This window comes from Nocardia sp. N2S4-5 (genome assembly GCF_044628355.1).
In the GTDB taxonomy this organism is placed as follows: domain Bacteria; phylum Actinomycetota; class Actinomycetes; order Mycobacteriales; family Mycobacteriaceae; genus Nocardia; species Nocardia wallacei_B.
The window spans coordinates 2,135,008-2,156,993 of sequence record NZ_JBIUPM010000001.1; the positions used below are offsets into that span (position 1 = coordinate 2,135,008).

General features: G+C 68.5%; 28 protein-coding genes. 20 read left to right on the plus strand and 8 right to left on the minus strand.

Features of this window, described 5'->3' with window-relative positions; genetic code table 11:
- The first annotated feature begins 25 nt into the window (after nucleotides 1–25).
- Nucleotides 26–1,675, plus strand: a complete 1,650-nt coding sequence (locus ACFMRZ_RS09320) for a hypothetical protein (protein WP_400178744.1) — start codon at nucleotides 26–28, stop codon at nucleotides 1,673–1,675.
- Nucleotides 1,676–1,681: 6 nt separating this feature from the next.
- On the opposite strand, the gene ACFMRZ_RS09325 is transcribed toward ACFMRZ_RS09320, so the two are convergent.
- Nucleotides 1,682–2,035, minus strand: a complete 354-nt coding sequence (locus ACFMRZ_RS09325) for a glycine zipper domain-containing protein (protein WP_400178745.1) — start codon at nucleotides 2,033–2,035, stop codon at nucleotides 1,682–1,684.
- Between the two features lie 261 nt (nucleotides 2,036–2,296).
- Between ACFMRZ_RS09325 and ACFMRZ_RS09330 the strand changes: the two genes are divergently transcribed.
- The 4 genes from ACFMRZ_RS09330 to ACFMRZ_RS09345 all read left to right on the plus strand — a co-directional run bounded on the left by ACFMRZ_RS09330 (nucleotide 2,297) and on the right by ACFMRZ_RS09345 (nucleotide 5,599).
- On the plus strand, nucleotides 2,297–3,973 hold the full coding sequence (locus tag ACFMRZ_RS09330) for a CocE/NonD family hydrolase (RefSeq protein WP_400178746.1): 1,677 nt from the start codon (nucleotides 2,297–2,299) through the stop codon (nucleotides 3,971–3,973).
- A gap of 66 nt (nucleotides 3,974–4,039) precedes the next feature.
- Nucleotides 4,040–4,435, plus strand: coding sequence for a hypothetical protein (locus tag ACFMRZ_RS09335; RefSeq protein ID WP_400178748.1), 396 nt, complete (start codon nucleotides 4,040–4,042; stop codon nucleotides 4,433–4,435).
- Nucleotides 4,432–5,328: a hypothetical protein gene (locus ACFMRZ_RS09340; RefSeq protein WP_400178749.1), complete on the plus strand. Its 897-nt coding sequence runs from the start codon at nucleotides 4,432–4,434 to the stop codon at nucleotides 5,326–5,328. Before ACFMRZ_RS09335 ends, ACFMRZ_RS09340 begins: the two co-directional genes overlap by 4 nt.
- Nucleotides 5,329–5,455: 127 nt before the next feature.
- The gene (locus ACFMRZ_RS09345; RefSeq protein ID WP_280367637.1) at nucleotides 5,456–5,599 is read left to right on the plus strand and encodes a hypothetical protein; all 144 of its coding nucleotides are present in this window, start codon (nucleotides 5,456–5,458) and stop codon (nucleotides 5,597–5,599) included.
- Between the two features lie 140 nt (nucleotides 5,600–5,739).
- Here ACFMRZ_RS09345 and ACFMRZ_RS09350 read toward each other — a convergent pair whose 3' ends face one another.
- The gene (locus ACFMRZ_RS09350; protein ID WP_400178750.1) at nucleotides 5,740–7,434 is read right to left on the minus strand and encodes a SulP family inorganic anion transporter; all 1,695 of its coding nucleotides are present in this window, start codon (nucleotides 7,432–7,434) and stop codon (nucleotides 5,740–5,742) included.
- A gap of 244 nt (nucleotides 7,435–7,678) precedes the next feature.
- On the opposite strand from ACFMRZ_RS09350, the gene ACFMRZ_RS09355 reads away from it, so the two are divergent.
- From ACFMRZ_RS09355 to arsB, 5 genes are all read left to right on the plus strand, one after another.
- Nucleotides 7,679–8,098, plus strand: coding sequence for a DUF6325 family protein (locus ACFMRZ_RS09355; protein ID WP_400178751.1), 420 nt, complete (start codon nucleotides 7,679–7,681; stop codon nucleotides 8,096–8,098).
- Between the two features lie 15 nt (nucleotides 8,099–8,113).
- Nucleotides 8,114–8,395 (plus strand): SHOCT domain-containing protein, encoded by a 282-nt coding sequence (locus ACFMRZ_RS09360; RefSeq protein WP_400178752.1) that lies wholly within the window; start codon nucleotides 8,114–8,116, stop codon nucleotides 8,393–8,395.
- Between the two features lie 121 nt (nucleotides 8,396–8,516).
- Nucleotides 8,517–8,891, plus strand: a complete 375-nt coding sequence (locus ACFMRZ_RS09365; protein ID WP_280276372.1) for an SHOCT domain-containing protein — start codon at nucleotides 8,517–8,519, stop codon at nucleotides 8,889–8,891.
- A gap of 94 nt (nucleotides 8,892–8,985) precedes the next feature.
- Nucleotides 8,986–9,324 carry an ArsR/SmtB family transcription factor gene (locus tag ACFMRZ_RS09370; RefSeq protein WP_400178753.1) on the plus strand — a complete coding sequence of 113 codons (339 nt, stop codon included), beginning with the start codon at nucleotides 8,986–8,988 and terminating at the stop codon, nucleotides 9,322–9,324.
- Entirely contained in the window at nucleotides 9,321–10,433 is a 1,113-nt protein-coding gene (gene arsB / locus ACFMRZ_RS09375; RefSeq protein ID WP_400178754.1) for an ACR3 family arsenite efflux transporter, read from the plus strand. Before ACFMRZ_RS09370 ends, arsB begins: the two co-directional genes overlap by 4 nt.
- On the opposite strand, the gene ACFMRZ_RS09380 is transcribed toward arsB, so the two are convergent.
- Both ACFMRZ_RS09380 and ACFMRZ_RS09385 read right to left on the minus strand, forming a co-directional pair.
- Complete coding sequence (locus tag ACFMRZ_RS09380) at nucleotides 10,416–11,477, minus strand: sensor histidine kinase (RefSeq protein WP_400178755.1); 1,062 nt, start codon at nucleotides 11,475–11,477, stop codon at nucleotides 10,416–10,418. The genes arsB and ACFMRZ_RS09380 overlap by 18 nt on opposite strands.
- Before the next feature lie 10 nt (nucleotides 11,478–11,487).
- Nucleotides 11,488–12,183 carry a response regulator transcription factor gene (locus ACFMRZ_RS09385; protein ID WP_400178756.1) on the minus strand — a complete coding sequence of 232 codons (696 nt, stop codon included), beginning with the start codon at nucleotides 12,181–12,183 and terminating at the stop codon, nucleotides 11,488–11,490.
- An 89-nt stretch (nucleotides 12,184–12,272) separates the two neighbouring features.
- On the opposite strand from ACFMRZ_RS09385, the gene ACFMRZ_RS09390 reads away from it, so the two are divergent.
- Both ACFMRZ_RS09390 and ACFMRZ_RS09395 read left to right on the plus strand, forming a co-directional pair.
- Nucleotides 12,273–12,848, plus strand: coding sequence for a M15 family metallopeptidase (locus ACFMRZ_RS09390; RefSeq protein ID WP_400178757.1), 576 nt, complete (start codon nucleotides 12,273–12,275; stop codon nucleotides 12,846–12,848).
- A 23-nt stretch (nucleotides 12,849–12,871) separates the two neighbouring features.
- Nucleotides 12,872–14,194, plus strand: coding sequence for a DoxX family protein (locus ACFMRZ_RS09395; RefSeq protein ID WP_400182812.1), 1,323 nt, complete (start codon nucleotides 12,872–12,874; stop codon nucleotides 14,192–14,194).
- A gap of 1 nt (nucleotide 14,195) precedes the next feature.
- On the opposite strand, the gene ACFMRZ_RS09400 is transcribed toward ACFMRZ_RS09395, so the two are convergent.
- Entirely contained in the window at nucleotides 14,196–14,564 is a 369-nt protein-coding gene (locus ACFMRZ_RS09400; RefSeq protein WP_400178758.1) for a hypothetical protein, read from the minus strand.
- Nucleotides 14,565–14,681: 117 nt separating this feature from the next.
- Between ACFMRZ_RS09400 and ACFMRZ_RS09405 the strand changes: the two genes are divergently transcribed.
- From ACFMRZ_RS09405 to ACFMRZ_RS09415, 3 genes are all read left to right on the plus strand, one after another.
- Entirely contained in the window at nucleotides 14,682–15,011 is a 330-nt protein-coding gene (locus ACFMRZ_RS09405; protein WP_400178759.1) for an ArsR/SmtB family transcription factor, read from the plus strand.
- Nucleotides 15,011–15,703, plus strand: coding sequence for a cation transporter (locus ACFMRZ_RS09410; protein ID WP_400182813.1), 693 nt, complete (start codon nucleotides 15,011–15,013; stop codon nucleotides 15,701–15,703). The genes ACFMRZ_RS09405 and ACFMRZ_RS09410 overlap by 1 nt, the downstream gene beginning before the upstream one ends.
- A 129-nt stretch (nucleotides 15,704–15,832) precedes the next feature.
- Entirely contained in the window at nucleotides 15,833–16,666 is an 834-nt protein-coding gene (locus ACFMRZ_RS09415) for an alpha/beta fold hydrolase (RefSeq protein WP_400178760.1), read from the plus strand.
- 105 nt (nucleotides 16,667–16,771) lie between these two features.
- Here the strand turns inward: ACFMRZ_RS09415 and ACFMRZ_RS09420 are convergent, their stop codons facing one another.
- Nucleotides 16,772–17,392, minus strand: coding sequence for a TetR/AcrR family transcriptional regulator (locus ACFMRZ_RS09420; RefSeq protein ID WP_400178761.1), 621 nt, complete (start codon nucleotides 17,390–17,392; stop codon nucleotides 16,772–16,774).
- Nucleotides 17,393–17,466: 74 nt separating this feature from the next.
- On the opposite strand from ACFMRZ_RS09420, the gene ACFMRZ_RS09425 reads away from it, so the two are divergent.
- The 4 genes from ACFMRZ_RS09425 to ACFMRZ_RS09440 are packed head-to-tail and all read left to right on the plus strand — an operon-like array spanning nucleotide 17,467 to nucleotide 19,876.
- The gene (locus ACFMRZ_RS09425; RefSeq protein ID WP_400178762.1) at nucleotides 17,467–18,357 is read left to right on the plus strand and encodes an SRPBCC family protein; all 891 of its coding nucleotides are present in this window, start codon (nucleotides 17,467–17,469) and stop codon (nucleotides 18,355–18,357) included.
- Entirely contained in the window at nucleotides 18,347–18,679 is a 333-nt protein-coding gene (locus tag ACFMRZ_RS09430) for a metalloregulator ArsR/SmtB family transcription factor (RefSeq protein ID WP_280361587.1), read from the plus strand. The genes ACFMRZ_RS09425 and ACFMRZ_RS09430 overlap by 11 nt, the downstream gene beginning before the upstream one ends.
- 28 nt (nucleotides 18,680–18,707) lie before the next feature.
- Nucleotides 18,708–19,493 carry a DUF899 domain-containing protein gene (locus tag ACFMRZ_RS09435; protein WP_400178763.1) on the plus strand — a complete coding sequence of 262 codons (786 nt, stop codon included), beginning with the start codon at nucleotides 18,708–18,710 and terminating at the stop codon, nucleotides 19,491–19,493.
- Nucleotides 19,490–19,876: a hypothetical protein gene (locus tag ACFMRZ_RS09440; protein WP_400178765.1), complete on the plus strand. Its 387-nt coding sequence runs from the start codon at nucleotides 19,490–19,492 to the stop codon at nucleotides 19,874–19,876. Before ACFMRZ_RS09435 ends, ACFMRZ_RS09440 begins: the two co-directional genes overlap by 4 nt.
- Here the strand turns inward: ACFMRZ_RS09440 and ACFMRZ_RS09445 are convergent.
- Entirely contained in the window at nucleotides 19,858–20,328 is a 471-nt protein-coding gene (locus ACFMRZ_RS09445) for a hypothetical protein (RefSeq protein ID WP_400178766.1), read from the minus strand. The two genes, ACFMRZ_RS09440 and ACFMRZ_RS09445, sit on opposite strands and share 19 nt — an antisense overlap.
- Before the next feature lie 221 nt (nucleotides 20,329–20,549).
- Between ACFMRZ_RS09445 and ACFMRZ_RS09450 the strand changes: the two genes are divergently transcribed.
- Nucleotides 20,550–20,756 carry a hypothetical protein gene (locus tag ACFMRZ_RS09450; RefSeq protein WP_400178767.1) on the plus strand — a complete coding sequence of 69 codons (207 nt, stop codon included), beginning with the start codon at nucleotides 20,550–20,552 and terminating at the stop codon, nucleotides 20,754–20,756.
- Between the two features lie 197 nt (nucleotides 20,757–20,953).
- Here the strand turns inward: ACFMRZ_RS09450 and ACFMRZ_RS09455 are convergent, their stop codons facing one another.
- Nucleotides 20,954–21,874 carry a helix-turn-helix transcriptional regulator gene (locus ACFMRZ_RS09455; RefSeq protein WP_400178768.1) on the minus strand — a complete coding sequence of 307 codons (921 nt, stop codon included), beginning with the start codon at nucleotides 21,872–21,874 and terminating at the stop codon, nucleotides 20,954–20,956.
- Nucleotides 21,875–21,986: the final 112 nt, after the last annotated feature.

Genomic DNA, 21,986 nt, shown 5'->3' on the forward strand with positions numbered 1-21,986 from the left:
TGCCCGACGACGTACTGGAGCCGACATGACCGACTACCGGATCCCGACCCTCGCCCCGGAACCCGTCGCGCCGCCACAGACCGCGTATCTCGTGGCGAGCGGCGACCTGCGCCCCTCCGCCAATCTCGCGGGCTGGCCGACCCAGCAGCTCCTGGAGAAGTCGCTGCACGACGCGTTCGCCGGGCTCGGCTGGACGCTGGTGCGCGCGCACGAGGTGGATCCGGTGAAGGGACACGGGTTCATCGACAGTCAGCGCTACGGCATCGAGGTCTTCCGGGCGGTGCCCAAGGACGCGCCCGTCGTGGTGGCGGAAGCGGTGTGGCAGTACAGCCATCACGTGCTGGCCGGGTTGCGCTCGCATCGGGGGCCGATCCTCACCGTCGCGAATTTCGACGGCACCTGGCCCGGTCTGGTGGGCCTGCTCGGTCTCAACGCCGGGCTGACGAAGATGGGGCGGGCGTACTCGACGATCTGGTCCGCGGAGTTCACCGACGAGTTCTTCCTCGACGGGATCGGGAGCTGGGTCGAGACCGGCACGATCACCCACGACGACTCGCATGTGCGCCCGCTGCCGCCGCTGCCCGCCGGTCCCGCCCGCGATCTCGGTGTGGCGCTGGCGGATCAGCTGCGCGCGGACAAGGCCGTCATCGGCGTGTTCGACGAGGGCTGCATGGGCATGTACAACGCGATCATCGATGACGAATTGCTCAATCCCCTCGGCGTGTACAAGGAAAGGCTGTCGCAGAGTGCGTTGTACGCCGAGATGCTGAAGGTGCCCGACGCGGAGGCCGCGGCCGTGCGTCGCTGGCTCGACGACGCGGGCCTGCGCTTCGAGTTCGGTACCGACGAGGCCACCGAACTGACCGAGCGGCAGGTGCACGAGCAGCTGAAGATGTACATCGCGGCGCTGCGTATCGCCGACGACTTCGGCTGTGCCGCAATAGGAATCCAGTACCAGCAGGGTCTCAAGGACCTCACCCCCGCGTCCGATCTCCCCGAGGGCCTGCTCAACAATGTGGCGCGCCCGCCGGTGCGCAGCCGCGACGGCAGCCGCGAACTCTACGCCGGTGCGCCGCTGCCGCATTTCAACGAGGCCGACGAGGGCGTCGCGGTCGACGCACTCGTCACCAACCGGATCTGGACGGCCATGAATCTGGACCCGGCCACGACCCTGCACGACGTCCGCTGGGGCGACACGTACGTCGTGGACGGCAGAGAGGAGTTCGTGTGGGTGTACGAGATCTCCGGCTCGGTACCCGCCTCGCACCTCGACGGCGGGTACGCCGGGGCGACCAGCCTGCGGCAGGGCCCGGTGTTCTTCCCCGCGGGCGGCGGCACCCTGTCCGGCGTGTCCAAGCCCGGTGAGATCGTCTGGTCGAGGCTCTACATCGCCGGTGCCGCACTGCATCTGGACATCGGGCGCGCCACCGTGGTGTCGCTGCCCGCCGCGGAGACCGCGCGTCGCCGTGCCGCGACGAACCCGGAGTGGCCCATCGCGCACGTCGTGCTGCACGGCATCACCCGCGATCAGTTCATGGCCCGCCACAAGGCCAACCACGTCCAGATCGCCTATGCCCCCGACGCCGTCACCGCCGACGACGCCCTGCTGGCGAAGGCGGCGATGTTCGACCGGCTGGGCGTCGAGGTGCACCTGTGCGGCGATACCGCCGTGTGACCGGCGTCAGGGCAGCACTTGCGGAACCACGCCCGGGTTCGTCGCGCCGACCAAGGCGCCGATCACCGTGCCGATCAGGGAACCGGCGGAACCGGTCACCGAGCCGGTAGCCAGGCCGACCGCCGAGCCGACGGCCGAGCCGATCGAGCCGCCCGCGGAGGCGCCGTTCAGCACCGGATCGGGGATCATGGCGTCGGGGTTGGTCGCGACATCCTCGCTCTGCAGCGGAATTCCGGCGATGGGACCGGCGGTCCGGCCCGTGTCCGCGGCGGCGCCACCGGCGAATACGGTCGCCGCGATCAACGGCGCGGCCACGACCGACACCACGCAGCTCGCCTTGACCAAGGTGTATCGAAGCATTCTTCCCGACCTTTCCAACCCATTGCGCGATCCAGGGCTCACCACACGCGGTGCGGTCGCCCCTCGCTCCCCGGGGGTCAGCAAGAATGCGGGCGCCGATGCCCATCTGAAAACCATACTGGGGGACAAGCGATCTCGTCTCTCGCCGCCGATCACCGGATGATCACGATCCCCTCGAGCCGGAGCCGGGCCTTGACCCGAGATATGTTTGTGACAAAACTAGTTCCGCCCGCACCTGTCCCAGTCCCGCGAGGAGGCGGAATGACCACGCTGCGACAGCGGCTGACCCGCGCGCTCGATGCCCGCGCTCGCGGGAACACCGCACTCGGTCCCTATCACGTGACCGTCGACCGGGATCTGCGCGTGCCCATGGACGACGGGGTGGAACTGCTCGGCGATCTCTACCGTCCCCTCGGCGCCGACCCCGCGTTGCCGACCGTCGTCATCCGCGGCCCCTACGGCCGGCGCGGCATCATCGGCGGGGCCGCACGCGCCCTCGCCTACGAGGGTTTCCCGGTGTTCTTCCAGAGTTCCCGCGGCACTTGGGGTTCGGGCGGCCGGTTCACCCCGCAGATCGATGAACAGCGCGACGGCATCGCCACCCACCGCTGGGTCCGCCGCCAGCCGTGGTTCACCGGGCGGCTGGCGACCTTCGGCGAAAGCTACATGGGCTACACCCAGTGGGCCGTCGCCGGAAAGATGTGCCGCGAGGATCCGGACATCGCGCCCGAGGCCCTGATCCTGCAGATCACGATGCCCGATTTCGGCGAGATCACCTGGGACAACGGGGCTTTCGCGCTGCGCAACGCCCTCGGCTGGAGCAACCTCATGGACCGCATGGGCCGCGGGCCGCGCGGTCTGATCACCATCCCGTTCGCTGATCGTCAGTTGCACAAGGCGTTCGACGTGCTGCCGTTGAGCGCAGGCGACACCGCCGCGGTCGGGCATCCCATCCACTGGTATCAAGACTGGGTCCGGCACGAGCGGCTCACCGACGAGTACTGGACCCGGCAGTCCCACACCGAGTCGGTCTCCGATGTCACCGCGCCGGTGCTGATGGTCACCGGCTGGTACGACATCTTCACCCCCTGGCAGCTACGAACCTACCGGCGTCTGGTCGAGGCGGGCAATCCGCCGCGGCTGACCATCGGTCCGTGGGGGCACCTGTCTCGCGGCAAAGCCGGTCCCGCGCACCGGGATTCGGTCGCCTTCTTGAAGGAGGTGTTCGCCGGTACGCCCTCCGGGCGGGCGGCGCCGGTGCGCGCCTACCAGACCGGCGCGCGGCAGTGGCACGATCTCGAGGTGTGGCCCCCGGCGGGCTCGGCCGCGCGAGACTGGCTGCTGCACACCGGCGGTGGACTGGCGACGGCCGCCGGGCCCGCCGGTGTCACTCGCTACACCTACGATCCCGCCGATCCCACACCCGCCGTGGGCGGGCCGAGCCTGACTCCGCAGACGCTGCCGATGGACAACGCCGCGCACGAGCGCCGCCCGGACGTCGCGGTGTTCCGGTCGGAGCCGTTCGGCGCACCGCTCGACATCGCCGGAGAACCGCTCGCCGCCATCCGAATACGTTCCTCCGCGCCGAGCTTCGACGTCTTCGTCCGCCTCACCGACGTCCATCCCGACGGCCGCTCGGTCACCGTCTGCGACGGCATCCGCCGCATCGGCTCGATCGGTTCCGCCGCCACCGATCCGCCGCCCGACGACGACGGGTTCCGAGTGGTCGAGGTCGCGCTGTGGCCGGCGTTCCATCGCTTCGCGGCCGGTCACCGCATCGGGGTGCAGGTGAGTTCCGGAGCGCATCCGCGCTACGCGCGCAATCCGGGCACCGGCGAACCCGCGGACACGGCCGCCACCATCCGCGCCGCTCGCCAGGAGATCTCCCACGAGGGGCCGCACGCCTCGCACATCATCCTTCCGGTGTGGACCCCATGAGCGCCGGCCAGTTGTGTCACACTTACCGTCCAGGGTTCTCTTGCCCGAGGGGTAACTATGCGCATCGTGCCGGTCCTGCTTGCGATCTCGGTGTGCTGTCTGGTCGCCTGCAAGTCGGGCGATAGTGGGCCCGGTGTGACAACGGTGCCGACGACGAATTCCGTGGCGACGGTGGTCCCGGCCAGTCCCCTTGCGACAGTGCAGAGTTCACGACCGGCCCGGCCGAACAGTCCGGGTTTCGGTCCGCCCGCGTCCGGATCGGGCGTGCCCGCCGAGCGGCCCGCGCCCGGCGGCGGTGACGAGCTGCCGCCCACGGCGGTTATCTCGCCGGGCAAACCCGTTACCGGCGCGGGCATTCCGACCTCCGTGACGCCGCTACCCCCGCGGCCGCGCAGCGCCGAGCCGCCACCGTCCAGCATTCCGCGACCGGCGCCCGGCACGGGAACCACACCGTCGCCATGATCTCCGAGCGACCGGGCGATTCGGCGCCTTTTCAACGGGCCGTCTCGGTTGCGGTCGCGGTCTCGCAGGCCACGCTGACCGCCACCGTCCTGTACTTCTTCGGGCTCACCTACACCCGGTCGTGGTACGCGCATTTCGGTGTCGACGCGCGATTCCTGGATCTCAGCGCGCAGGACTACGTGGTCAGAAGCCTCAACGGCGCGTTCTTTCCCGTCGTTGTCGCGCTGCTGATCGTCTCGGGTCTCGTCGCGGCACAGCGGGTGCCGATCGTGGTCGCCGCCCGGGTCCGGCGGCCGCGGCGGGTATTGCGAATCTGGGCGGGCAGCGTCGCCGTCGCCGGAACCGCGCTCGGTGCGGCGGTGGCGGTCGGAGTGCTCGTCCGCAGCCACCTGCCGCACGGCATGAGCCTCGGTCTGCCGGTGATGCTGCTCATGAGCGTGGGGTTGATCGGGTATCGCCTGCATCTGGAGACCGGTTACCGCGCCCTGCTGCATCGCGGTCGCCGCCGCCGACCGCCACCGACGTCCTGGGTCCTCATTCTGGCGTTGCTGATCCTCGGCTTCCTCGGAACCTTCTGGGCTATCGGGTCGTACGCCGCCGAGCAGGCCGGGCGAGACGCACGGGCGGCGGAGGAAGGCGGCCTGCCCGGCCAGCCGGTCGCGGTGATATTCAGCGTCGACCGGCTCGCCATCGGAGGCGGCGACGCCCGGGTCGACGCGATCACCACCCCGGGCGACAAGTACCGCTTCCAGTACAGCGGCCTGCTCCTGCTCGCCCGCTCCAACGACAAATACATTCTCGTGCCACACAATTGGAGCGCACGACACGGCGACCGCGTATTCGTCATCAACGCGAGCGACGAACTACGCATCGACCTCGCACCCCATCCCTGAAACTGCCCACAGCTCACCGGCCCCACCCCCGCCCTGCCGTCGCCCCTCCGCTGCCAGTGCCCTAACCCTCTGTGGCGCAACCGAACCCATGCCTCATACGGTGAAGGATCAAGTCCGAGGAGCCTCGATGAAGCGCCTACTGTTCCTACTGATCGCCATCATCATCGCCCTGTCAACCCTCGACTACAGCCAATCCGCAGGCCACTACGGAATCCTGATAGCCGCCGGCATAGTCTCCCTCCTCCTCCTGACCGACAAACTCATCGAGTAACCGAGCTGTCGACAACGCGATACGGCATCGCGCGCCCCGCCGGTCCGACGGATATCAGCGGCCGGGGTAGAAGCGCAGAGCTTTCGAGGGTGAAGAGCCAGGATCGCCAAAGCTCATACCGGGTGGGTGAGGCGCTGGGGTCAGTTGCCTTGCGCCGGATCGCCTGGTAGGTCGGCGACGGCCGCGGTGACGGTGGGATATACGCCGGGGGGGGTGCCTGATTTCGCCGCGCCCAGTTCGTCGCCGAATTGGCCGATGGAGCGGGCGATGCGGAAGTCGACGCGGCGGCGGGCGAGGGTGTCGCGCAGGTCGGTGAGCATGGCCGCGGCGGTGACGTCGATGGTCGGCGAGGTCTCGGCGTCGAGGACGACCAGGGTGGTGCGCGCGGTGCACAGGTGCTCGATGCGGTCGCGGACGTGGTCGGCGTTGGCGAAGTACAGCCCGGACTCGACGCGGACCACGAGCAGGTCGGGACGTTGCCCCGGCTGCGGATGCCGGTCGGCGTCGAGCCACAGCGTGCCCTGCTTCACCAGCGGGGCGACGTGCGGCCGGGACGTGCGATAGACCAGCAGCAGCATCGAGACGCCGATGCCGATCAACAGGCCGGGCAGCGTGTCGAACAGCAGCACCCCGGCCATGGCCGCCAGCGCGGCCAGGAAATCGGCGCGCGCCGACCGCCCGTAGATGGCGCCCAGCCGATCGGTCCACACCCGGTACAGCCGTCGCAACGCGGCGATGTCGACCAGCTCGATGACCGCGGCGATGACCACGCCCGCGAGCGTCGCCTCGGGCAGCCGCTCGAACAGTCCGGTGAGCAACAGCAGCGTCAGTACCGTCAACGCCGCCACCACCAGCCCACTGACCTGCGTCTTCGCTCCAGCCGAGCCGTTGACGGCGGTCTTGGACAGACTGCCGTTGACGACCATGCCGGACGCCAGCCCGGACCCGAGGTTGGCGGCGCCGAGCCCGAGCAGTTCCCGGTTGGCGTCCACGCGGTAACCGGCCTTGGCCGCATAGGTTTTCGCCGCACCGAGGCCCTCGGCGAACCCGATCAGCAGCACGCCGACCGCCGGCCCGAGCAGATCGAGATAGTCGTGGAAGTCGACACCGCCGGGCAGCCCGACCGACGGCAGCCCCGCATCGATGTGCCCGACGATATCGACCCCCTTGTCGTCCAGCCCGAACACGCCCACCGCGACAATGCCCAGCAGCACGGCCAGCAGGGAACCCGGCACCAGGGGCAGCCACCTTTTCAACCCCAGCACCACCGCCAGACTCGATACACCCAAAACTGCCGTGCGCCATTGTGTTTCACCCAGTCCGGACAGCACACCCCAGGCTTGCTCGAAGAAATTGCCCGCATGTTTGTCGATGCCGAGCAGCTTGGGAACCTGCCCGATGATGATCGTGAACGCCAGCCCGACGATGAACCCTTTGAGCACCGGCTCGGAGATGAAGGCGGCCACGAACCCGAGCCGGGCCAGCCCTGCCAGCAACCCGGCCACTCCGGTCGCGAGCGCGAGCACGGTCGACAACCCGAGGTAGCGGCCGCCGTCGGCGCCGGCCAGCGGCGTCACGATCGCCGCCGACAACGCCGCCGTGGCCGACATCGGCCCCACCACCAGATGCCGCGAACTGCCCGCCAGCGCGTACAGGATCAGCGCCGGGACGGCCGCGTAGAGCCCGGTGACCGGCGGCACCCCGGCGATCGAGGCGTAGGCGAGCGCCTCCGGCACCAGCACCGCCCAAACCGTCAGCCCCGCAAGGACATCGGAACGCAACCAACCGCGCTGATAACCCTGCAGGGAAAGGAACACCGGCCAGCGCGCCGCCATCGACTTCACCACCCGCCCAACGACTTACACGCCGCCGACACGGACTTGCCGGGCGAAATCACCACACCCGCCGCCGGTCGTCGCGGTCCACCGATGACTGTGCCCATGCGCGACACGCTATGAGCGCAGGCGCCGCGGCTCGTCACACCGTCAGGGTGAAACCGCCCCATGCCCCGCCGTGACGCGGCGCGGTTCACCCGAATCGGATGAGGCGAGCATCGCCGCCGCGCCGCACGATCGTGGCATGGCAGACAACGGTCTCGGTCCCGTGGAACTGGCGGTCCTCACCTTCCCCGGCAGGCGGGCGGCGCCCCCGGTCGTCGATGCGCTGCGCGCGGTGGTCGATCGCGGCGACGCGACCATCATCGACCTGGTCTATCTGACGAAGGACGACAGCGGCCGCGTCGACCAGATCGAAGTGGACGAACCGCTGCACGACACCGGGCTCGCGGACCTGGCCGTCGAACCCCGCGGTCTGGTGAGCGACGAGGACCTCGCACTGATCCGGGACACCATGGAACCGGCCACCTCGGCGCTCGTCGTCGTGTACGAGCAAACCTGGGCTCGGCGGCTGGCCACCACCATCGCCGACGTCGGCGGCGAACTCGTGCTGCAGGTCCAGATTCCCCGCGACGCCGTCGACGCGGCGCTCGCCGCCTCCTGAGAAAGGAACCACCCCATGGTGTTTCGAGCCGGACGCATCGGCCGTCCCGGTCTGCTCGGGGCCGTCGCGCGAACCGCCGTCGTGACCGGAACCGCCAGCGCCACCGCCAACGCCGTCAACCGCCGCGCCCAGCAGCGCGCCGCCGAACAGCAGCCATACCCGCAGCAACAGGCGCCGGATGTCCCGCCGCCCGATGACGATTTGGTCGGCAAGCTGCAACGCCTCGGCGAGTTACACGCGTCGGGAGCGCTGTCCGACGAGGAATTCGCCGTCGCGAAGGCGCAACTGCTGCGGTGACATCGGCCGGCACGACACATTTCACCCTCGCCGGGTGATCCTCGGCAGTGCTTCGGTCCCTAGCGTTGCCGCCATCGTCGCAACTCTGCGGCGGATTTCGACCGAGTACGCGAGGTGAACCATGTCGGTGTGGGAAGTGCTGTGGCTGTTGGTGATGAGTTTCGCCTTCGTGGCCTACCTGCTCATGCTGTTCTACATCATCGGCGACCTGTTCCGAGACCGGGAAACCTCGGGCTGGGTCAAGGCCGTCTGGATCGTGTTCCTGTTCGTCGTGCCGCTTCTCACCTCGCTCGTGTATCTCCTGGTCCGAGGCCGTGGCATGGCGGAGCGCAGCGCGGCCGCCATCGAGTCCACCCGGGCCGCGGAGAAGGACTACATCCGGTCGGCCGCGGGCACCAATTCCGCGGCACAGATCGCCGACGCCAAGAAACTCCTCGACGACGGCGCGATTTCCCCGCAGGAATTCGACCGGCTCAAGCACAAGGCACTGGCCTGACTACTCCAGTTCGGGCGACTCGTCGTCGGGCTGCATCGTGAGGTGAGCAGGCACCGGATTTGCCTTTCATTTCGACATCCATCAATATCGATGGATGTCGAAATGCTCGGGCACGCCGTACACCCGTCCACCGCTGGACGCGCAGACCGCGGTTCGGGTGGCAGCAGTGTTCAAGGCGTTGTCGGATCCGGTGCGGCTGCGGCTGCTGTCGGCGATCGCCTCCCGGGCCGGGCAGGAGGCGTGCGTATGCGACGTGTCCGACGGTCTCGACGTCTCCCAGCCCACCGTCTCCCACCACCTGAAGGTGCTGCGCGAAGCGGGACTGCTCACCAGTGAGCGTCGCGCGTCCTGGGTGTACTACCGCGTTGTTCCCGAAGCGCTGCAACGGGTTTCGGATCTGCTGGCGATCGAGGCCGGGTCGGTGATCGCGTGACAACGACCGCCCCCGAACCGGTGGCCGGAAAGCTTTCCACGCTCGACAGGTTGTTGCCGGTGTGGATCGGCGTGGCCATGGTCGCCGGTTTGCTGCTGGGCCGTCTGATTCCCGGCCTGGGCGACGGCTTGTCGGCGGTGCATGTCGATGGGATCTCGCTGCCGATCGCCGCCGGACTGCTGGTGATGATGTACCCGGTATTGGCGAAGGTCCGCTACGACCGGCTCGGCTCGGTCACCCGCGACCGCCGTCTGCTGGCCGGATCGCTGGTATCGAACTGGATCCTCGGACCGGCGCTGATGTTCGCCCTGGCCTGGCTGCTGCTCCCGGACCTGCCCGAATACCGGACCGGGCTGATCATCGTCGGCCTGGCCCGCTGCATCGCGATGGTGATCATCTGGAACGACCTCGCGTGCGGTGACCGCGAAGCCGCCGCCGTGCTCGTCGCGCTCAACTCGCTGTTCCAGGTCGTCATGTTCGCGGTGCTGGGCTGGTTCTACCTCTCGGTGCTGCCCGGCCTGCTGGGCCTGCCGCAGACCACCGTCGACGCCTCGCCCTGGCAGATCGCCCGATCGGTGCTGGTCTTCCTCGGTATCCCGCTGCTGGCCGGGTACGCCACCCGCCGCATCGGCGAAAAGGCAAGGGGCCGAACCTGGTACGAGACGGCGGTGCTGCCCCGGCTCGGCCCGTGGGCGCTGTACGGGCTGCTATTCACCATCGTCGTCCTGTTCGCCCTGCAAGGCGATCAGATCACCGCCCGGCCCCTCGACGTCGTGCGTATCGCGGTCCCGCTGCTGATCTATTTCGCGGTCATGTGGGGCGGCGGCTACCTTCTCGGCGCCGTGCTGCGCCTGGGCTACGAGCGCACGACCACGATGGCGTTCACCGCGGCGGGCAACAACTTCGAACTCGCGATCGCCGTCGCGATCGCCACCTACGGCGCCACCTCCGGCCAAGCCCTCGCCGGAGTCGTCGGCCCCCTCATCGAAGTACCCGTCCTCGTCGCCCTCGTCTACGTCTCCCTGGGTCTACGAAAACGATTCCCGCACAACACGACCCAACATTCTGGCGCATGTGTCGGCAGCGATCGCTCAGGCGTGGGCCGGTAGTTGCACGGTGACACGAAGACCTCCGGCAGGTCGGGGGGTGAGGGTGAGGGTGCCGGAATGCGCACGGATGATGCTCTTGACGATCGCCAGGCCGAGGCCGACGCCCGCGTGATCGGTGCGGACGCGTTGGGTGCCGCGCTGAAACGGCTCGACCAGTGTGGAAACGATGTGGGGGGTGAGCGTGTCGCCGGTGTTCTCGACGGTCAGCACCGCGGTCTCACGGTGAGCGCCGGTGGTGACCCACACGGTGCCGTGTTCGGGCAGATTGTGGACGATCGCGTTGTGCACCAGGTTCGTCGTCATCTGCAGCAGGAGTGCGTGTGAGCCGATCGCGGGCGTGATGTCGCCGGAGGTCTCGATGGTGAGGCCGCGTTTCTCCGCGAGCGGAAGCAGTGTCTCGGTGGCTTCTTCCGCGATGAGGGACAGGTCGACGCGATCTCGGGCGAAGGTCATCCGGTCGGCGCGGCTGAGCAGGAGCAGGGCCTCGGTGAGGTTGATCGCGCGGGTGTTGACCGCGTGGAGCAACGCCACCAGTTCGCCGGTGTCGCGCTGCGGATCGTTGCGGGCCACATCGAGCAGCGTCTGCGTGATCGCCAGCGGCGTGCGCAGTTCGTGAGAGGCGTTGGCGGCGAACCTCTGCTGTTCGGCGACGTGTGCTTCGAGCCGCGCGAGCATGGTGTCGAAGGCGTCGGCGAGTTCGCGGAACTCGTCTTGGCGGCCCGGTAGCCGGATGCGGTGGGAGAGCGATCCGTCCGTGGCCATGCGGGTGGCGTCGGTGATGCGGGCCAGCGGGGTGAGCATCCGCCCGGCGAGCACCCACCCGCCGACGAGGCCGAAGATCAGCAGGCAGGCGAGCACGAAAGCCATGAACGGAGCGAAGGCGCGGATCAGGAGCGAGCGGTTGATCCAGAAATTGCCGGTGGTGTGGATCCAACCGACGGGCAAGAAGTACAGATAGAAGACCAACACGGCCGCGAGCAGCAAAGTGCCTGCGAGCATGAGGAATCCGGCATAGCTGAGAGTGAGTTTCAGCCGAACGCTCACCCCGGGCGCTCTATCCACGGTCGCCTCCGTCCCGCCCGGTATCCGGCCGAATGCCGATGTGGTAGCCGACGCCGGGCACGGTCGCGATGACCCACGGTTCGCCGAGACGTTTGCGCAGCGCCGAGACCGTGATGCGCACGGCATTGGTGAACGGGTCGGCATTCTCGTCCCACGCCCGTTCCAGTAGTTCCTCGGCGCTGACGACGCCGCCTTCGGCAGCGACGAGAACTTCGAGTACCGCGAATTGCTTGCGGGTCAGCGCGATGTAGCGGCCGTCGCGGTAGACCTCGCGGCGGAACGGATCCAGGCGCAGGCCCGCGATCTCCCGCACGGGTGGTCTGTTGTGCGCTCGCCTGCGGTCGAGCGCTCGGAGCCGGAGCACGAGTTCTCGGAGTTCGAAGGGTTTGGTGAGGTAGTCGTCGGCGCCGAGCCCGAACCCGGTCGCCTTGTCGTCGAGCCGGTCGGCGGCGGTGAGCATGAGAATCGGCATGCCGCTGCCGGAGGCGACGATACGTTTCGCGATCTCGTCGCCGGAAGGCCCCGGGATGTCACGGTCGAGGATCGCGATGTCGTAAGCGTTGACGCTCAACAGCTCCAGAGCGGTGTCGCCGTCACCGGCGATGTCGGCCGCGATCGCCTCCAGGCGCAGGCCGTCGCGGACCGCTTCGGCCAGATAGGGTTCGTCCTCGACGATCAGTACGCGCATAGCCTCTCGATTCTTCCAGCCGGGGAATATCGCCGGCGTATCGAAAACCACATACGTGCCGGCAACGCCACGCTGTCTTGACTGAAGCCATGAACCACAGTGGACCAGCACGAACGGTGGCTCGGCGGACCGGATCGGCCACCTTCGCCACCCTGGTGGCCGTCGGCGCGGTGCTTGCCGGTGTCCTCGTCTATCAGTACCTACCCTTCTCGACCGCGGGATCGGGCGACAGTTCTCCGGGCGTGTCGGTCTTCGACGACGAAGACCCTGCCGTGGCCAACCTCGACGCCGATCTGCTCGCCGCGCTGCGCTGGGCCGCAACCGATGCCGCGGACGACGGGGTCACGTTCGTCGTCAACAGCGGCTGGCGTTCCGCGCAAGCCCAGGGACGCCTGTTGCGCGAGGCGGTCTCGAAGTACGGCTCGGCGGAGGAAGCCGCGCGCTGGGTGGCCGCGCCCGACAAGTCCGCGCACGTCTCGGGCGAGGCGGTCGACATCGGGCCTACCGAGGCCGCGGCCTGGTTGGCCAGGCACGGCGCCGGGTACGGGCTGTGCCAGGTCTACGCCAACGAACCCTGGCATTTCGAACTGCGGCCCCGAGCCGATGAGCGCGGTTGCCCCGCCGAGTACGCCGATCCCACCGAGGACCCGAGGATGCAGCAGTGAGCACCGACGCACCCGCCGCCGGAATCGTCACCCCGCCGTCCGTCCGGAATCCGCTGTCGCAGATCGCGTTTCGCTTCTGCGTCGTCTACTTCGGCCTGTTCTGCCTACTGCTCACGCTGATCCCGTTCACGCTGCTGGGCATTCTCGGTCGCTGGATCCGCCGATACGTCGGGCCGTGGCCCATGCTCCCGATCGATCCCGTCACCGGCTGGGTGGGCAGGACAGTGTTCGGGGTCGACGCGGTGCTGAACGAGAATTCCGGAGCCGGGGATCAGGCGGCCATCTGGGTGCTGGTGTTCTGCGTTCTGGTCGTCGCCGTGGTGGTCACCGCCGTGTGGACGATCGTGGACCGCCGCTCCGCCCATCCTCGCCTGCGGGCCTGGTTCGCCTTGTTTCTGCGGCTGTGCCTGGGTGGGCAGATGCTGGGGTTCGGGATGGCCAAGCTGATCCCCACGCAGATGCCCGCGCCCTCGCTGGCGCAACTGTTGCGGCCGTACGGCGAGATGAGCCCGGCCTCGGTGCTGTGGTTGCAGGTCGGCAGCTCCTATCCGTACGAGATGGCCCTCGGCGGGGCGGAAGTCGTGGCGGGGCTGCTGTTGTTCGTGCCCCGGACCGCGGTGCTGGGCGCGGCGGTGAGCCTGGCGAGCATGGCTCAGGTCCTCCTGCTGAACATGACGTTCGATATTCCGGAGAAGCTGCTCGCGGGGCATCTGCTGCTGATCAGCCTGGTGCTGCTCGCGCCGTATCTGCGGCGGCTGGCCGATGTGTTCGTGCGGCAACGCGCCTGTGCCCCGCTGACCCAACCCGCGCTGTTCACCGACAACCGGAAAAACCGTGCCGCGCTGTGGTTTCAGGTCACCCTCGGTCTCTGGGTGGCGTTCGGCAGCGGCTATGACCGGTGGGTGGTCTGGCAGGAGCAGTACGGCCCCGCCAGCCCCAAATCCGAGCTGTACGGCATCTGGGACGTGCGGGACTTCGCCCTCGACGGGCAACCGGTGCCGCCCCTGACGACCGACGAGAACCGTTGGCAGCGACTGGTTTTCGACGATCCGGAGCAAGCGGCCTATCAGGCGATGAACGGCGAGCTGGTGCCGGTGCGCGCCGAGTTCGGCCCCGATCGGCAACTAGAACTCGCCTCGGGGACGGGCACCACCGGCGAAAACGCCGGGCAGCAACCGGTATTCGCGACACTGTCCGTCGAGCGACCCACCCGGGACCGGCTGCTACTCCGCGGGACGCTGAACGACCACCCGATCGAAATCACCTTGCAGCGAGTGGATCCGGACAGCTTCACACTCCGCAGCCGCGGGTTCCATTGGGTCCAGGGCAATATGTACTTCGGCTAGGTCAGTCGCGGTATATCGCTACGTACGCGTTGGTGGTCGTCCCGAGGCTGGTGGGTCCCAGGCACGTGGCCGCGCCCTGGCCGGTGGGGGCGAAGGAACCACCCCAGGAGCCCCGGTACGGACCGATGGCCATGAGCGGGAACGCGTTCGGCACGCCGTGCAGGCCGAAGCACTCGACGACCAGCGTGTACTCCCGGCCCGCGGGCGCGTCGGCGTCGGAACATGTCGCTGTCGCGCCGAACAGGTCCCGCGTGACGGCGCAGTCCTGCGGTGCGGCGTGCGCCGTACCGGTCCCGATGACGGCGGCGAATCCCACGACCGACATGGCGCCGGCCGCGACTCGCGTGGCGGCGATCGTCGCTTTTCTCATTCGTTGTCCTTTCGAAGGGGTCATCCAGTGATCGGCCGCCGGAGCCGATCGGTTACGGCGAAGCCGACGGATAGTTCACATAACGATGAATACACGTGAATCTGTATTATGGGGGTTATGGAAGCAGTAATGCAGCGCGACGCGCTGGCTCGGTTCGGGCACGCGTTATCGGACCCGACCCGCACCCAGATCTTGTTGAGTCTGCGCACCGGTCCGGCCTATCCGGCGGAGATGGCCGAGCGGATCGGGGTGTCGCGGCAGATTCTGTCGAATCATCTGGCCTGCCTGCGGGGGTGCGGGCTGGTCGTCGCGGTTCCCGAAGGGCGGCGCAGCCGTTACGAACTGGCCGATCGGCGTATCGCGGCCGCGTTGGAGGATCTGCTCGGGCTGGTGCTGGCGGTCGATCCGGCGTGCTGCCCGGACTCGGACAGCGCGGGGTGCTGCTGATGTCGGCGCTGCTGGGGCCGCCGTCCCTGCCGCGAAAGGCGTTGCTGGCGAGGCGAATCCGCTGGTTTGTCGCCGCGACCATCTCCTACAACGTCGTCGAGGCCGTCATCGCGCTGACCGAGGGCGCGCGGGTGTCGTCGACCGCGCTGGTCGGTTTCGGTCTGGACTCGGTGATCGAGGTGTCCTCGGCGGCGGCGGTGGCGTGGCAGTTCGCCGGTCGCGACCCCGAAAAGCGGGAAAAGGTGGCGCTGCGGGTCATCGCGTTCTCCTTCTTCGCCCTCGCCCTGTATGTCACCGTCGACTCGATCCGCGGGCTGCTCGGCGTCGGCGAAGCCCGGCACTCGGCGATCGGAATCGGTTTGGCCGCAGCAAGTCTGGTGATCATGCCGGTACTCTCGGCCGCGCAACGCCGGGCCGGGCGCGAACTCGGATCCCGCTCCGCGGTCGCCGACTCGAAACAGACTCTGCTCTGCACCTATCTCTCCGCGGTGCTGCTCATCGGGCTGCTACTCAACAGCCTGTTCGGATGGACTTGGGCCGACCCGATCGCCGCGCTGGTCATCGCCGCCATCGCCGTCCGCGAGGTCATCAACGCCTGGAGAGGCGACACCTGTTGCCCCGCGCCCGGCGCACTCGCCGCGCCCGGCGAGCAGGAGCGGGCCGGGCACGACTGCGACTGCTGCGACCACTGACCGACCAGCATCCGGAAGATCGGACCGCACCCGCCAATTCATTGCGTTTATAGCAATGTGTGCATATGGTTCGAGGCTGTGCCCCCGCAGGCGCGATCCGACACACCGACTCGACCTCTGGAGCCCGCGATGACCTCCATCCTCGAGCGCGCCGCCGCGATCGACCGCGATCACGACACCCGGACCCTGCACACCGGCGGCGAGGACTGGACCTACTACGTCGGTGGTGACGGCACACCGGTATTGCTGCTGGCCGGGGGCGCCGGGATCGCGATCAGCTGGCTCGACCTCACCCCCGCCCTGCGGCCGGGCTTCCGCACCCTCGCCGTGGACTACCCGCCCGGACCGGTCACTCTCGACGAACTCGCGGCCGGTGTCCTCGCGATCCTCGACACCGAGCACATCGACTCCGCGCACGTGATCGGCCAATCCGCCGGCGGCATGCTCGCCGAGGTGTTCTCCCGGCGCGCACCGCACCGGGTGCGGTCGCTGACCTTCACCGGCACCGGTCTCTACGGCCCCGAAGACATCACCCGCCTGGAAGCCACGCTCACCCGCACCCGGGACACGCCCTGGGACAAGACATCGGCCGCGATCCGCGAATCGCTGCGCGCCACGTGGAGCGACGCGACCGAGGCCGAGTTCTGGATCGACCGGGTCGACGCAGCCACCCGCACCGGCGGTCACCAGGGCGCAATAAATTCCTACCTCCGGCTGCTCGACGCCGCCCGGCGCCTCCCGGAGTGGCAGTCCGGCCCGGCCTGGCAGGGACCGGTTTTGTTCATCAAGGCCGACGACGACCCGCTCATCACCGCCCAGCACACCCGGCGCCTGCAGGATCTACACCCCGGCGCGGAATGGCGCGCCTTCCCCGACGGCGGACACTCGCTACTACTCACCCGCTCCGAGGACTACGCCGCCACCGTCACCGACTTCCTCCGGCGACACGGTCACACGCACTGACAACCACCGACACCGTCTACTCGGCGACGACCTGCCTCGCACCCATCACTTGGTCGATGCGCGTCCGGCATGGACTCGGAGCGGCTGTCGTCAACCGGTGAGGGGTTACGCCCGGCCGTAGGCGGCCAGGAACAGGTCGATCGCCGCGTCGGGCGTGTCGGCGAGAGGTGCTGTGGCGTCGAGCATTCGGGCGTTCAGTGGTGCGCCGACGACCAGCCAGGTGAGTTGCTCGGCGGCAGTGCCGGGGTCGGGGATTCGCAGTACGCCGCGGGCGTCGAGGGTTCGCAGGGTCGTGGCGAGGTCGCCGATGTTCCTGATCCAGCTCTTGTGGAGATAGGCCGCCCCGACTTCGGGCTGTCGGGCCGCCTCGGCGGTGACCAGTCGGCGCATCTCCACCACGGGCGGGGAGAGAACACCGGCCGAAAGGGTTCGCGCCCAGGCGATCAGCCCTTCGCGGATGTCCTCGGCGGCCTCGAGATGCGCGAGCGCGGGCCGCAGGGCATGACGGCCCGCGGCCGTCCAGTGCTCCACGACGGCGGCGAACAGCCCGGCCTTCGACGGGTGTTCGCGATAGAGCGAGGTCTTGGAAATCCCTGCGCGCGAAGCGATCTCGTCCATCGTCGTGCCCGCGAAACCGCGCTCCAGGAACACCTCTCGGGCGACGGCCAGCAGTTCGGCGCCCGTCTTCCCGGACGGTCGGCCGCGACGTCCACCTGCGGAGTTCATGGCCCCACTTTAGTACTTGACAGTACCGAACATGCGGCCTAATTTAGTACTATATCGTACTTAAGGAGCCGGCCATGATTGTTGCAGGTGTCGTCGTCGCGGCGATCGTCTCGTTCGCCCTCAGCGCGGTGCTGTACGCGGCGCCGCCGGTCGCCGCGCTCGTGTCGCGGACGAGCACTCCGCGTCCAGGAATCGGGGTGCCGGTGCAGATGGCGTCGGTGCTGCTGCGCGGCCTGGTGACGGCCGCGGTGCTGGCGGCACTGCTCGTCGCCGGTGACCGACACGGCCTCGGGGCCGGAGCGGCACTGGGCGCGATCGTGGCGATCATCCCCGTGACCATCCTCTCCGGCGCCATCGTCCACGAGAACGTTCCGATCCCGACCGCCCTGGTGCACATGACCGACTGGTCCTCAAGCTCGTCGTCAGCGGCGTCGTCCTCGGGCTGTTCCTCTGAATCCCGCAAGCCATTGACGCAACCCATTGGTTGCAATACTATCGCAACCAATGGGTTGCTACTAATGGAGGTGGGTATGGGATTTCCCGATCGCATCGAGCGGACGATCGAGCTGGCACACCCGCCGGCGAAGGTCTGGGCGGCGCTGACCACGGCCGAGGGACTGGGCACGTGGTTCGGCAACGAGGCCGGTATCGAGTTGCGCCCCGGCGGTAAGGCGTGGATGCGCTGGAACGAGGGGGGCCACTCCGCGAATCTGCGGGTGGAGCGGGTGGAGGAACCGCACGTGTTCGGGTTCACCTGGCATATCTTCGGACTTCCCGACGACGACCCGCGCCGCACGTACGTGGAGTTCACGCTCGAGCCGGTAGCGACCGGTACCCGGCTGACCGTGGTCGAGTCCGGTTTCGCACAGCTCGCGGACGATGCCTACAAGTCGGCGTTCGAGGGCAATACGCGCGGCTGGCAGAACGAACTCGGCGAGCTGGCCGACTACCTCGATGCGGCCTGACCAGGAGGCGATTGCCGAACAGGTCTTCGTGGCGCTGGCAGACCAGAGCCGGCGCACGATCCTCGCCGCACTGGCGACCGCCGGGCCCGCCACGGCGACCGACCTGGCCGCCCGGCTGCCGATCACCCGGCAGGCGATCGCCAAACATCTGACGCTGCTGTCCGAGGCCGGTCTGGTGACCGCCGAACCGGGCGAGCGCCGCCGGGTGCGCTACCGATTGCGTTCCGCGCCGATGCGGGTGGCGCAACAATTTCTCGCTGCGCTCGCGCGCGACTGGGACGGCCCACTCGACGCGTTGAAGAACAGCCTCGACCGATCCTGATCCACGGATCCGAACCAGGAGTTTCACCATGAAGACACCGCCGATCGTCTCGCAGCACGACTGGGAGGCAGCGCGCCTGCGGCTGCTGACGAAAGAGAAGGAAGTGATGCGGGCCCACGACGCGCTGGCGGCGCAACGACGCCGGATGCCCTGGGTCGCAGTCGAGAAGGAGTACTCGTTCCAGGGACCCGACGGCCCGATGAGCCTGCTCGACCTCTTCCGAGGCCGCCGTCAGCTGATCATTTACCGCGCGTTCTTCGAGCCAGGTGTGCTCGGCTGGCCCGAGCACGCCTGCCGCGGCTGTTCCATGATCGCCGACCATGTCGGCAATCTCGCGCACCTCAACGCCCGTGATACCACGCTCGCCTTCGTCTCGCGCGCACCGCAACCCGAGATCGCCCGGGTACAGGCGCGGATGGGCTGGTCGGGAATCCCGTGGTACACCCTCACCGACGAGTTCGACAAGGACTTCGGCGTCGATGAATGGCACGGCACCAACGCCTTCATCCGGGACGGCGACCGGGTGTATCGCACCTACTTCATCAACCGCCGGGGCGACGAATACTTCGGGAATACCTGGAGCTACCTGGATATGACGGCCCTCGGCCGCCAGGAGGACTGGGAGGATTCGCCCGAGGGCTACCCGCGGACGCCCGCGTACACCTGGTGGAACTGGCACGACGAGTACGCCGCCCGTGTCGATGACGCCGCGCCGGAGTGGATGGACAAGGTAGCCGCCGCCATCGACCGGGGTGAAGCCGGCAGCCAGCGGACGCAAGCGCCACACGACTGCTGCGCACACCCGGCCCAGTGATCAACCCGCCCGCTCCGGCCACGTCCTGGACGAGCCGGACCGGAGCGGCGCTGGCGCTGCTCTCGGCGACACTGCACGCGGCCTGCGACGGAACCCATTGCGCCACAGTGTGGTCGGTCGCCCTGCCCGCGTTGATGTCGCTGGGTTGTTTGTGGTGCGCCTGGCATCTGTGGACCCGCCCCTCCCCCGCGGCCTGGGCCATGACCGCGGCGATGAGCACCGCCATGCTGACGCTGCACTACCTCGCCCCGATGCCGGGCGCACTGATGCACGCGGCCTTCCTGGCCGCCCTCGCCGAGACGGCGCTGTCCGGCGCGGTGCTGCTCCGCAATCACCTGACAGGGCGGCGCCCGCAATCAGACGCTCAGTGCAGCACTCCGTAGGTCGCCGCGATGGTGAAGCCGTGCGCTCCGGCCTCGCAGCTGACCGTGCCCTGGAATCCGACGCCGCACGTGGTGTTCTCCAGCGTGAGGCGATGTCCTTCCGGCAGCACTTTCGCGCCGCCGGGAGAGGTGAAGATCGGTGCCGCGGAGACCACGTACCGGGCAACCTCGGTGCTGGTGACGCGGACTTGATTCGTCCCCTCGGGGGCATCCATCGGCACAGCGTCGCACCCGGCCGGTCCGTTGTCGCCGTGGATGGCGCACGCACGCCCGTCCGGTGTGCGGAAGAACACGCCACCGAATTCCGTACTGTCCGTGCGGTATTCGCCGATATCGACAGGTGTCAGCCGATCGAGGTCGGATTCGGCGACCGCTCGGCCGGTAGCGAGCCCCGCGACGGCGGCCAGCAGCGTCACAACCGGTACCGCGAAAAGGAATGAGCGAGCGGGCATCCGAACCTCCAACGAGTGATCTGTGCGCCTGGCAGAACACTGTCGCATGCTACCGATCGACGGTGACACCTCGGGCGACGTTCCGGCAAATGACTTTCCGCCGACGCGCTGTGTGCTATACGTTCGTATGGCGCTTTCGAGGCGCGCCCCGGAGGCCGTGTGATGGGTGGCGTCTTCCGGATCGTTGATCGTTCGGTCCAGACGAAGTGAGGACGCACGTGGTGCAGATCAGAATTGCCGTATCGACTGTCGCGGCGGCCGCGGCGCTGCTCGCCGGCGCGGGTGCGGCCGCGGCCGAAACCGAACCGGCGCCGAGCCCGGTTCAGGGGCAGGTGAGCGTGGAGAGCTTCCTGCACCAGTTCATCGCGAACGCCCCCATCGGCAGCGGCAGTTGGTGCTCGTTCCACGACGGGCCGTGTGAGCGGTAGTAGTGCCGGGCCGACGCCCACACGTGCGTCGGCCCGTCATTTCAAGAGGCTTCAGGCCACTTCGAACTCCACGCCGTCTACCCACCGGCACCTCGAAGTCCACAGTATGAATCTTCTTGCGCAGCAGAGACTTTGGGTGGTGACGTCGGCCGGTCGAGTTCGGATCCCGGATCCTCGACCCGACGAACCGCGACGGATCAGGGCGGCCCGGGTTGAGGAGAGTGGCGGGTGGGCTCTACCGCCTGAGATTTCGTAGCTGCCCAGCTGGCAAGGAGTTTGAGCCGGTCTTCGGAGGCGGTGCCGGGCTCGGCGGTGTAGGTGATCAGGTTGTGGACGGCGCGGCCGGACAGGGGTAGTTCGAGGTCGCGGAAGGTCAGTTCGAGGTCGCCGACGTCGGGGTGCTGGAGCCGTTTGATGCCGCCGTGGCGGATCACGACGTCGTGGGCGGCCCAGAGGTCGCGGAATTCGGGGCTGAGGGTGGACAGGTCGCCGATGAGTTCGCGCAGTGCCCGGTCGCGGGGCTCGCGGCCGGCCTCGGCGCGCAGCAGGGCGGCGGTGGCATTGCCGGCGGCGTCCCAGTCGACGAAGAAGTCGCGTGCGCCGGGGTCGAGGAAGACGTAGCGGGCGATGTTGGGTCGGCCGCGCTGGTCGATGGTGGCGCTGTCGAACATCGGCGCGTGCAGGGCTCGGGCCAGGGCGTTGCCGGCGACGACGTCCGTGCGGCCGTTTCGGATGAACGCCGAGGACATGGTCATGGAATCGAGCAGCCACTGGACCGGGGGCGGGACCTCGACGTCCCGCCGACGCGACGGCGTGCGACTCGCGAGCCGCGCCGACCGGGCCAGGTCGAACAGGTACGTGCGTTCGTCGTCGTCCAGTTGCAGGGCGCGAGCGACCGCGTCGAGGACGTCTTCGGACACGCCGCCGATGTGCCCTTTCTCCAGCCGCGTGTACCACTCCGTGCTCACGCCGGCGAGGACGGCGACTTCCTCGCGCCGCAGCCCGGCGACCCGGCGACGGGCGTTGGTCGGCAGTCCGACCTGCGCCGGGGTGATCTTGGCGCGCCGGCTGGCAAGGAAGTGCCGGATTTCGCCGCGACTTCCGGGCTGCTGGTCCATGTCATTCACGGTAACCGCTGGTCACAGCGCGAGGGGGGTTGAGGTCATACCCCCTATAAACGCGACCTTCTCCAGCGGCGGCCATCGCGGTCTCCTGGAGATGGAACGTTCC

Excerpts from the sequence above, each read along its gene's own strand:
- ACFMRZ_RS09320 (WP_400178744.1), top strand. The coding sequence starts at position 26 with ATGACCGACTACCGGATCCCGACCCTCGCCCCGGAACCCGTCGCGCCG.
- ACFMRZ_RS09325 (WP_400178745.1), bottom strand. The coding sequence starts at position 2,035 with ATGCTTCGATACACCTTGGTCAAGGCGAGCTGCGTGGTGTCGGTCGTG.
- ACFMRZ_RS09330 (WP_400178746.1), top strand. The coding sequence starts at position 2,297 with ATGACCACGCTGCGACAGCGGCTGACCCGCGCGCTCGATGCCCGCGCT.
- ACFMRZ_RS09340 (WP_400178749.1), top strand. The coding sequence starts at position 4,432 with ATGATCTCCGAGCGACCGGGCGATTCGGCGCCTTTTCAACGGGCCGTC.
- ACFMRZ_RS09345 (WP_280367637.1), top strand. The coding sequence starts at position 5,456 with ATGAAGCGCCTACTGTTCCTACTGATCGCCATCATCATCGCCCTGTCA.
- ACFMRZ_RS09350 (WP_400178750.1), bottom strand. The coding sequence starts at position 7,434 with ATGGCGGCGCGCTGGCCGGTGTTCCTTTCCCTGCAGGGTTATCAGCGC.
- ACFMRZ_RS09355 (WP_400178751.1), top strand. The coding sequence starts at position 7,679 with ATGGCAGACAACGGTCTCGGTCCCGTGGAACTGGCGGTCCTCACCTTC.
- ACFMRZ_RS09360 (WP_400178752.1), top strand. The coding sequence starts at position 8,114 with ATGGTGTTTCGAGCCGGACGCATCGGCCGTCCCGGTCTGCTCGGGGCC.
- ACFMRZ_RS09365 (WP_280276372.1), top strand. The coding sequence starts at position 8,517 with ATGTCGGTGTGGGAAGTGCTGTGGCTGTTGGTGATGAGTTTCGCCTTC.
- ACFMRZ_RS09370 (WP_400178753.1), top strand. The coding sequence starts at position 8,986 with ATGTCGAAATGCTCGGGCACGCCGTACACCCGTCCACCGCTGGACGCG.
- ACFMRZ_RS09385 (WP_400178756.1), bottom strand. The coding sequence starts at position 12,183 with ATGCGCGTACTGATCGTCGAGGACGAACCCTATCTGGCCGAAGCGGTC.
- ACFMRZ_RS09390 (WP_400178757.1), top strand. The coding sequence starts at position 12,273 with ATGAACCACAGTGGACCAGCACGAACGGTGGCTCGGCGGACCGGATCG.
- ACFMRZ_RS09400 (WP_400178758.1), bottom strand. The coding sequence starts at position 14,564 with ATGAGAAAAGCGACGATCGCCGCCACGCGAGTCGCGGCCGGCGCCATG.
- ACFMRZ_RS09405 (WP_400178759.1), top strand. The coding sequence starts at position 14,682 with ATGGAAGCAGTAATGCAGCGCGACGCGCTGGCTCGGTTCGGGCACGCG.
- ACFMRZ_RS09410 (WP_400182813.1), top strand. The coding sequence starts at position 15,011 with ATGTCGGCGCTGCTGGGGCCGCCGTCCCTGCCGCGAAAGGCGTTGCTG.
- ACFMRZ_RS09415 (WP_400178760.1), top strand. The coding sequence starts at position 15,833 with ATGACCTCCATCCTCGAGCGCGCCGCCGCGATCGACCGCGATCACGAC.
- ACFMRZ_RS09420 (WP_400178761.1), bottom strand. The coding sequence starts at position 17,392 with ATGAACTCCGCAGGTGGACGTCGCGGCCGACCGTCCGGGAAGACGGGC.
- ACFMRZ_RS09425 (WP_400178762.1), top strand. The coding sequence starts at position 17,467 with ATGATTGTTGCAGGTGTCGTCGTCGCGGCGATCGTCTCGTTCGCCCTC.
- ACFMRZ_RS09430 (WP_280361587.1), top strand. The coding sequence starts at position 18,347 with ATGCGGCCTGACCAGGAGGCGATTGCCGAACAGGTCTTCGTGGCGCTG.
- ACFMRZ_RS09435 (WP_400178763.1), top strand. The coding sequence starts at position 18,708 with ATGAAGACACCGCCGATCGTCTCGCAGCACGACTGGGAGGCAGCGCGC.
- ACFMRZ_RS09445 (WP_400178766.1), bottom strand. The coding sequence starts at position 20,328 with ATGCCCGCTCGCTCATTCCTTTTCGCGGTACCGGTTGTGACGCTGCTG.
- ACFMRZ_RS09455 (WP_400178768.1), bottom strand. The coding sequence starts at position 21,874 with ATGGACCAGCAGCCCGGAAGTCGCGGCGAAATCCGGCACTTCCTTGCC.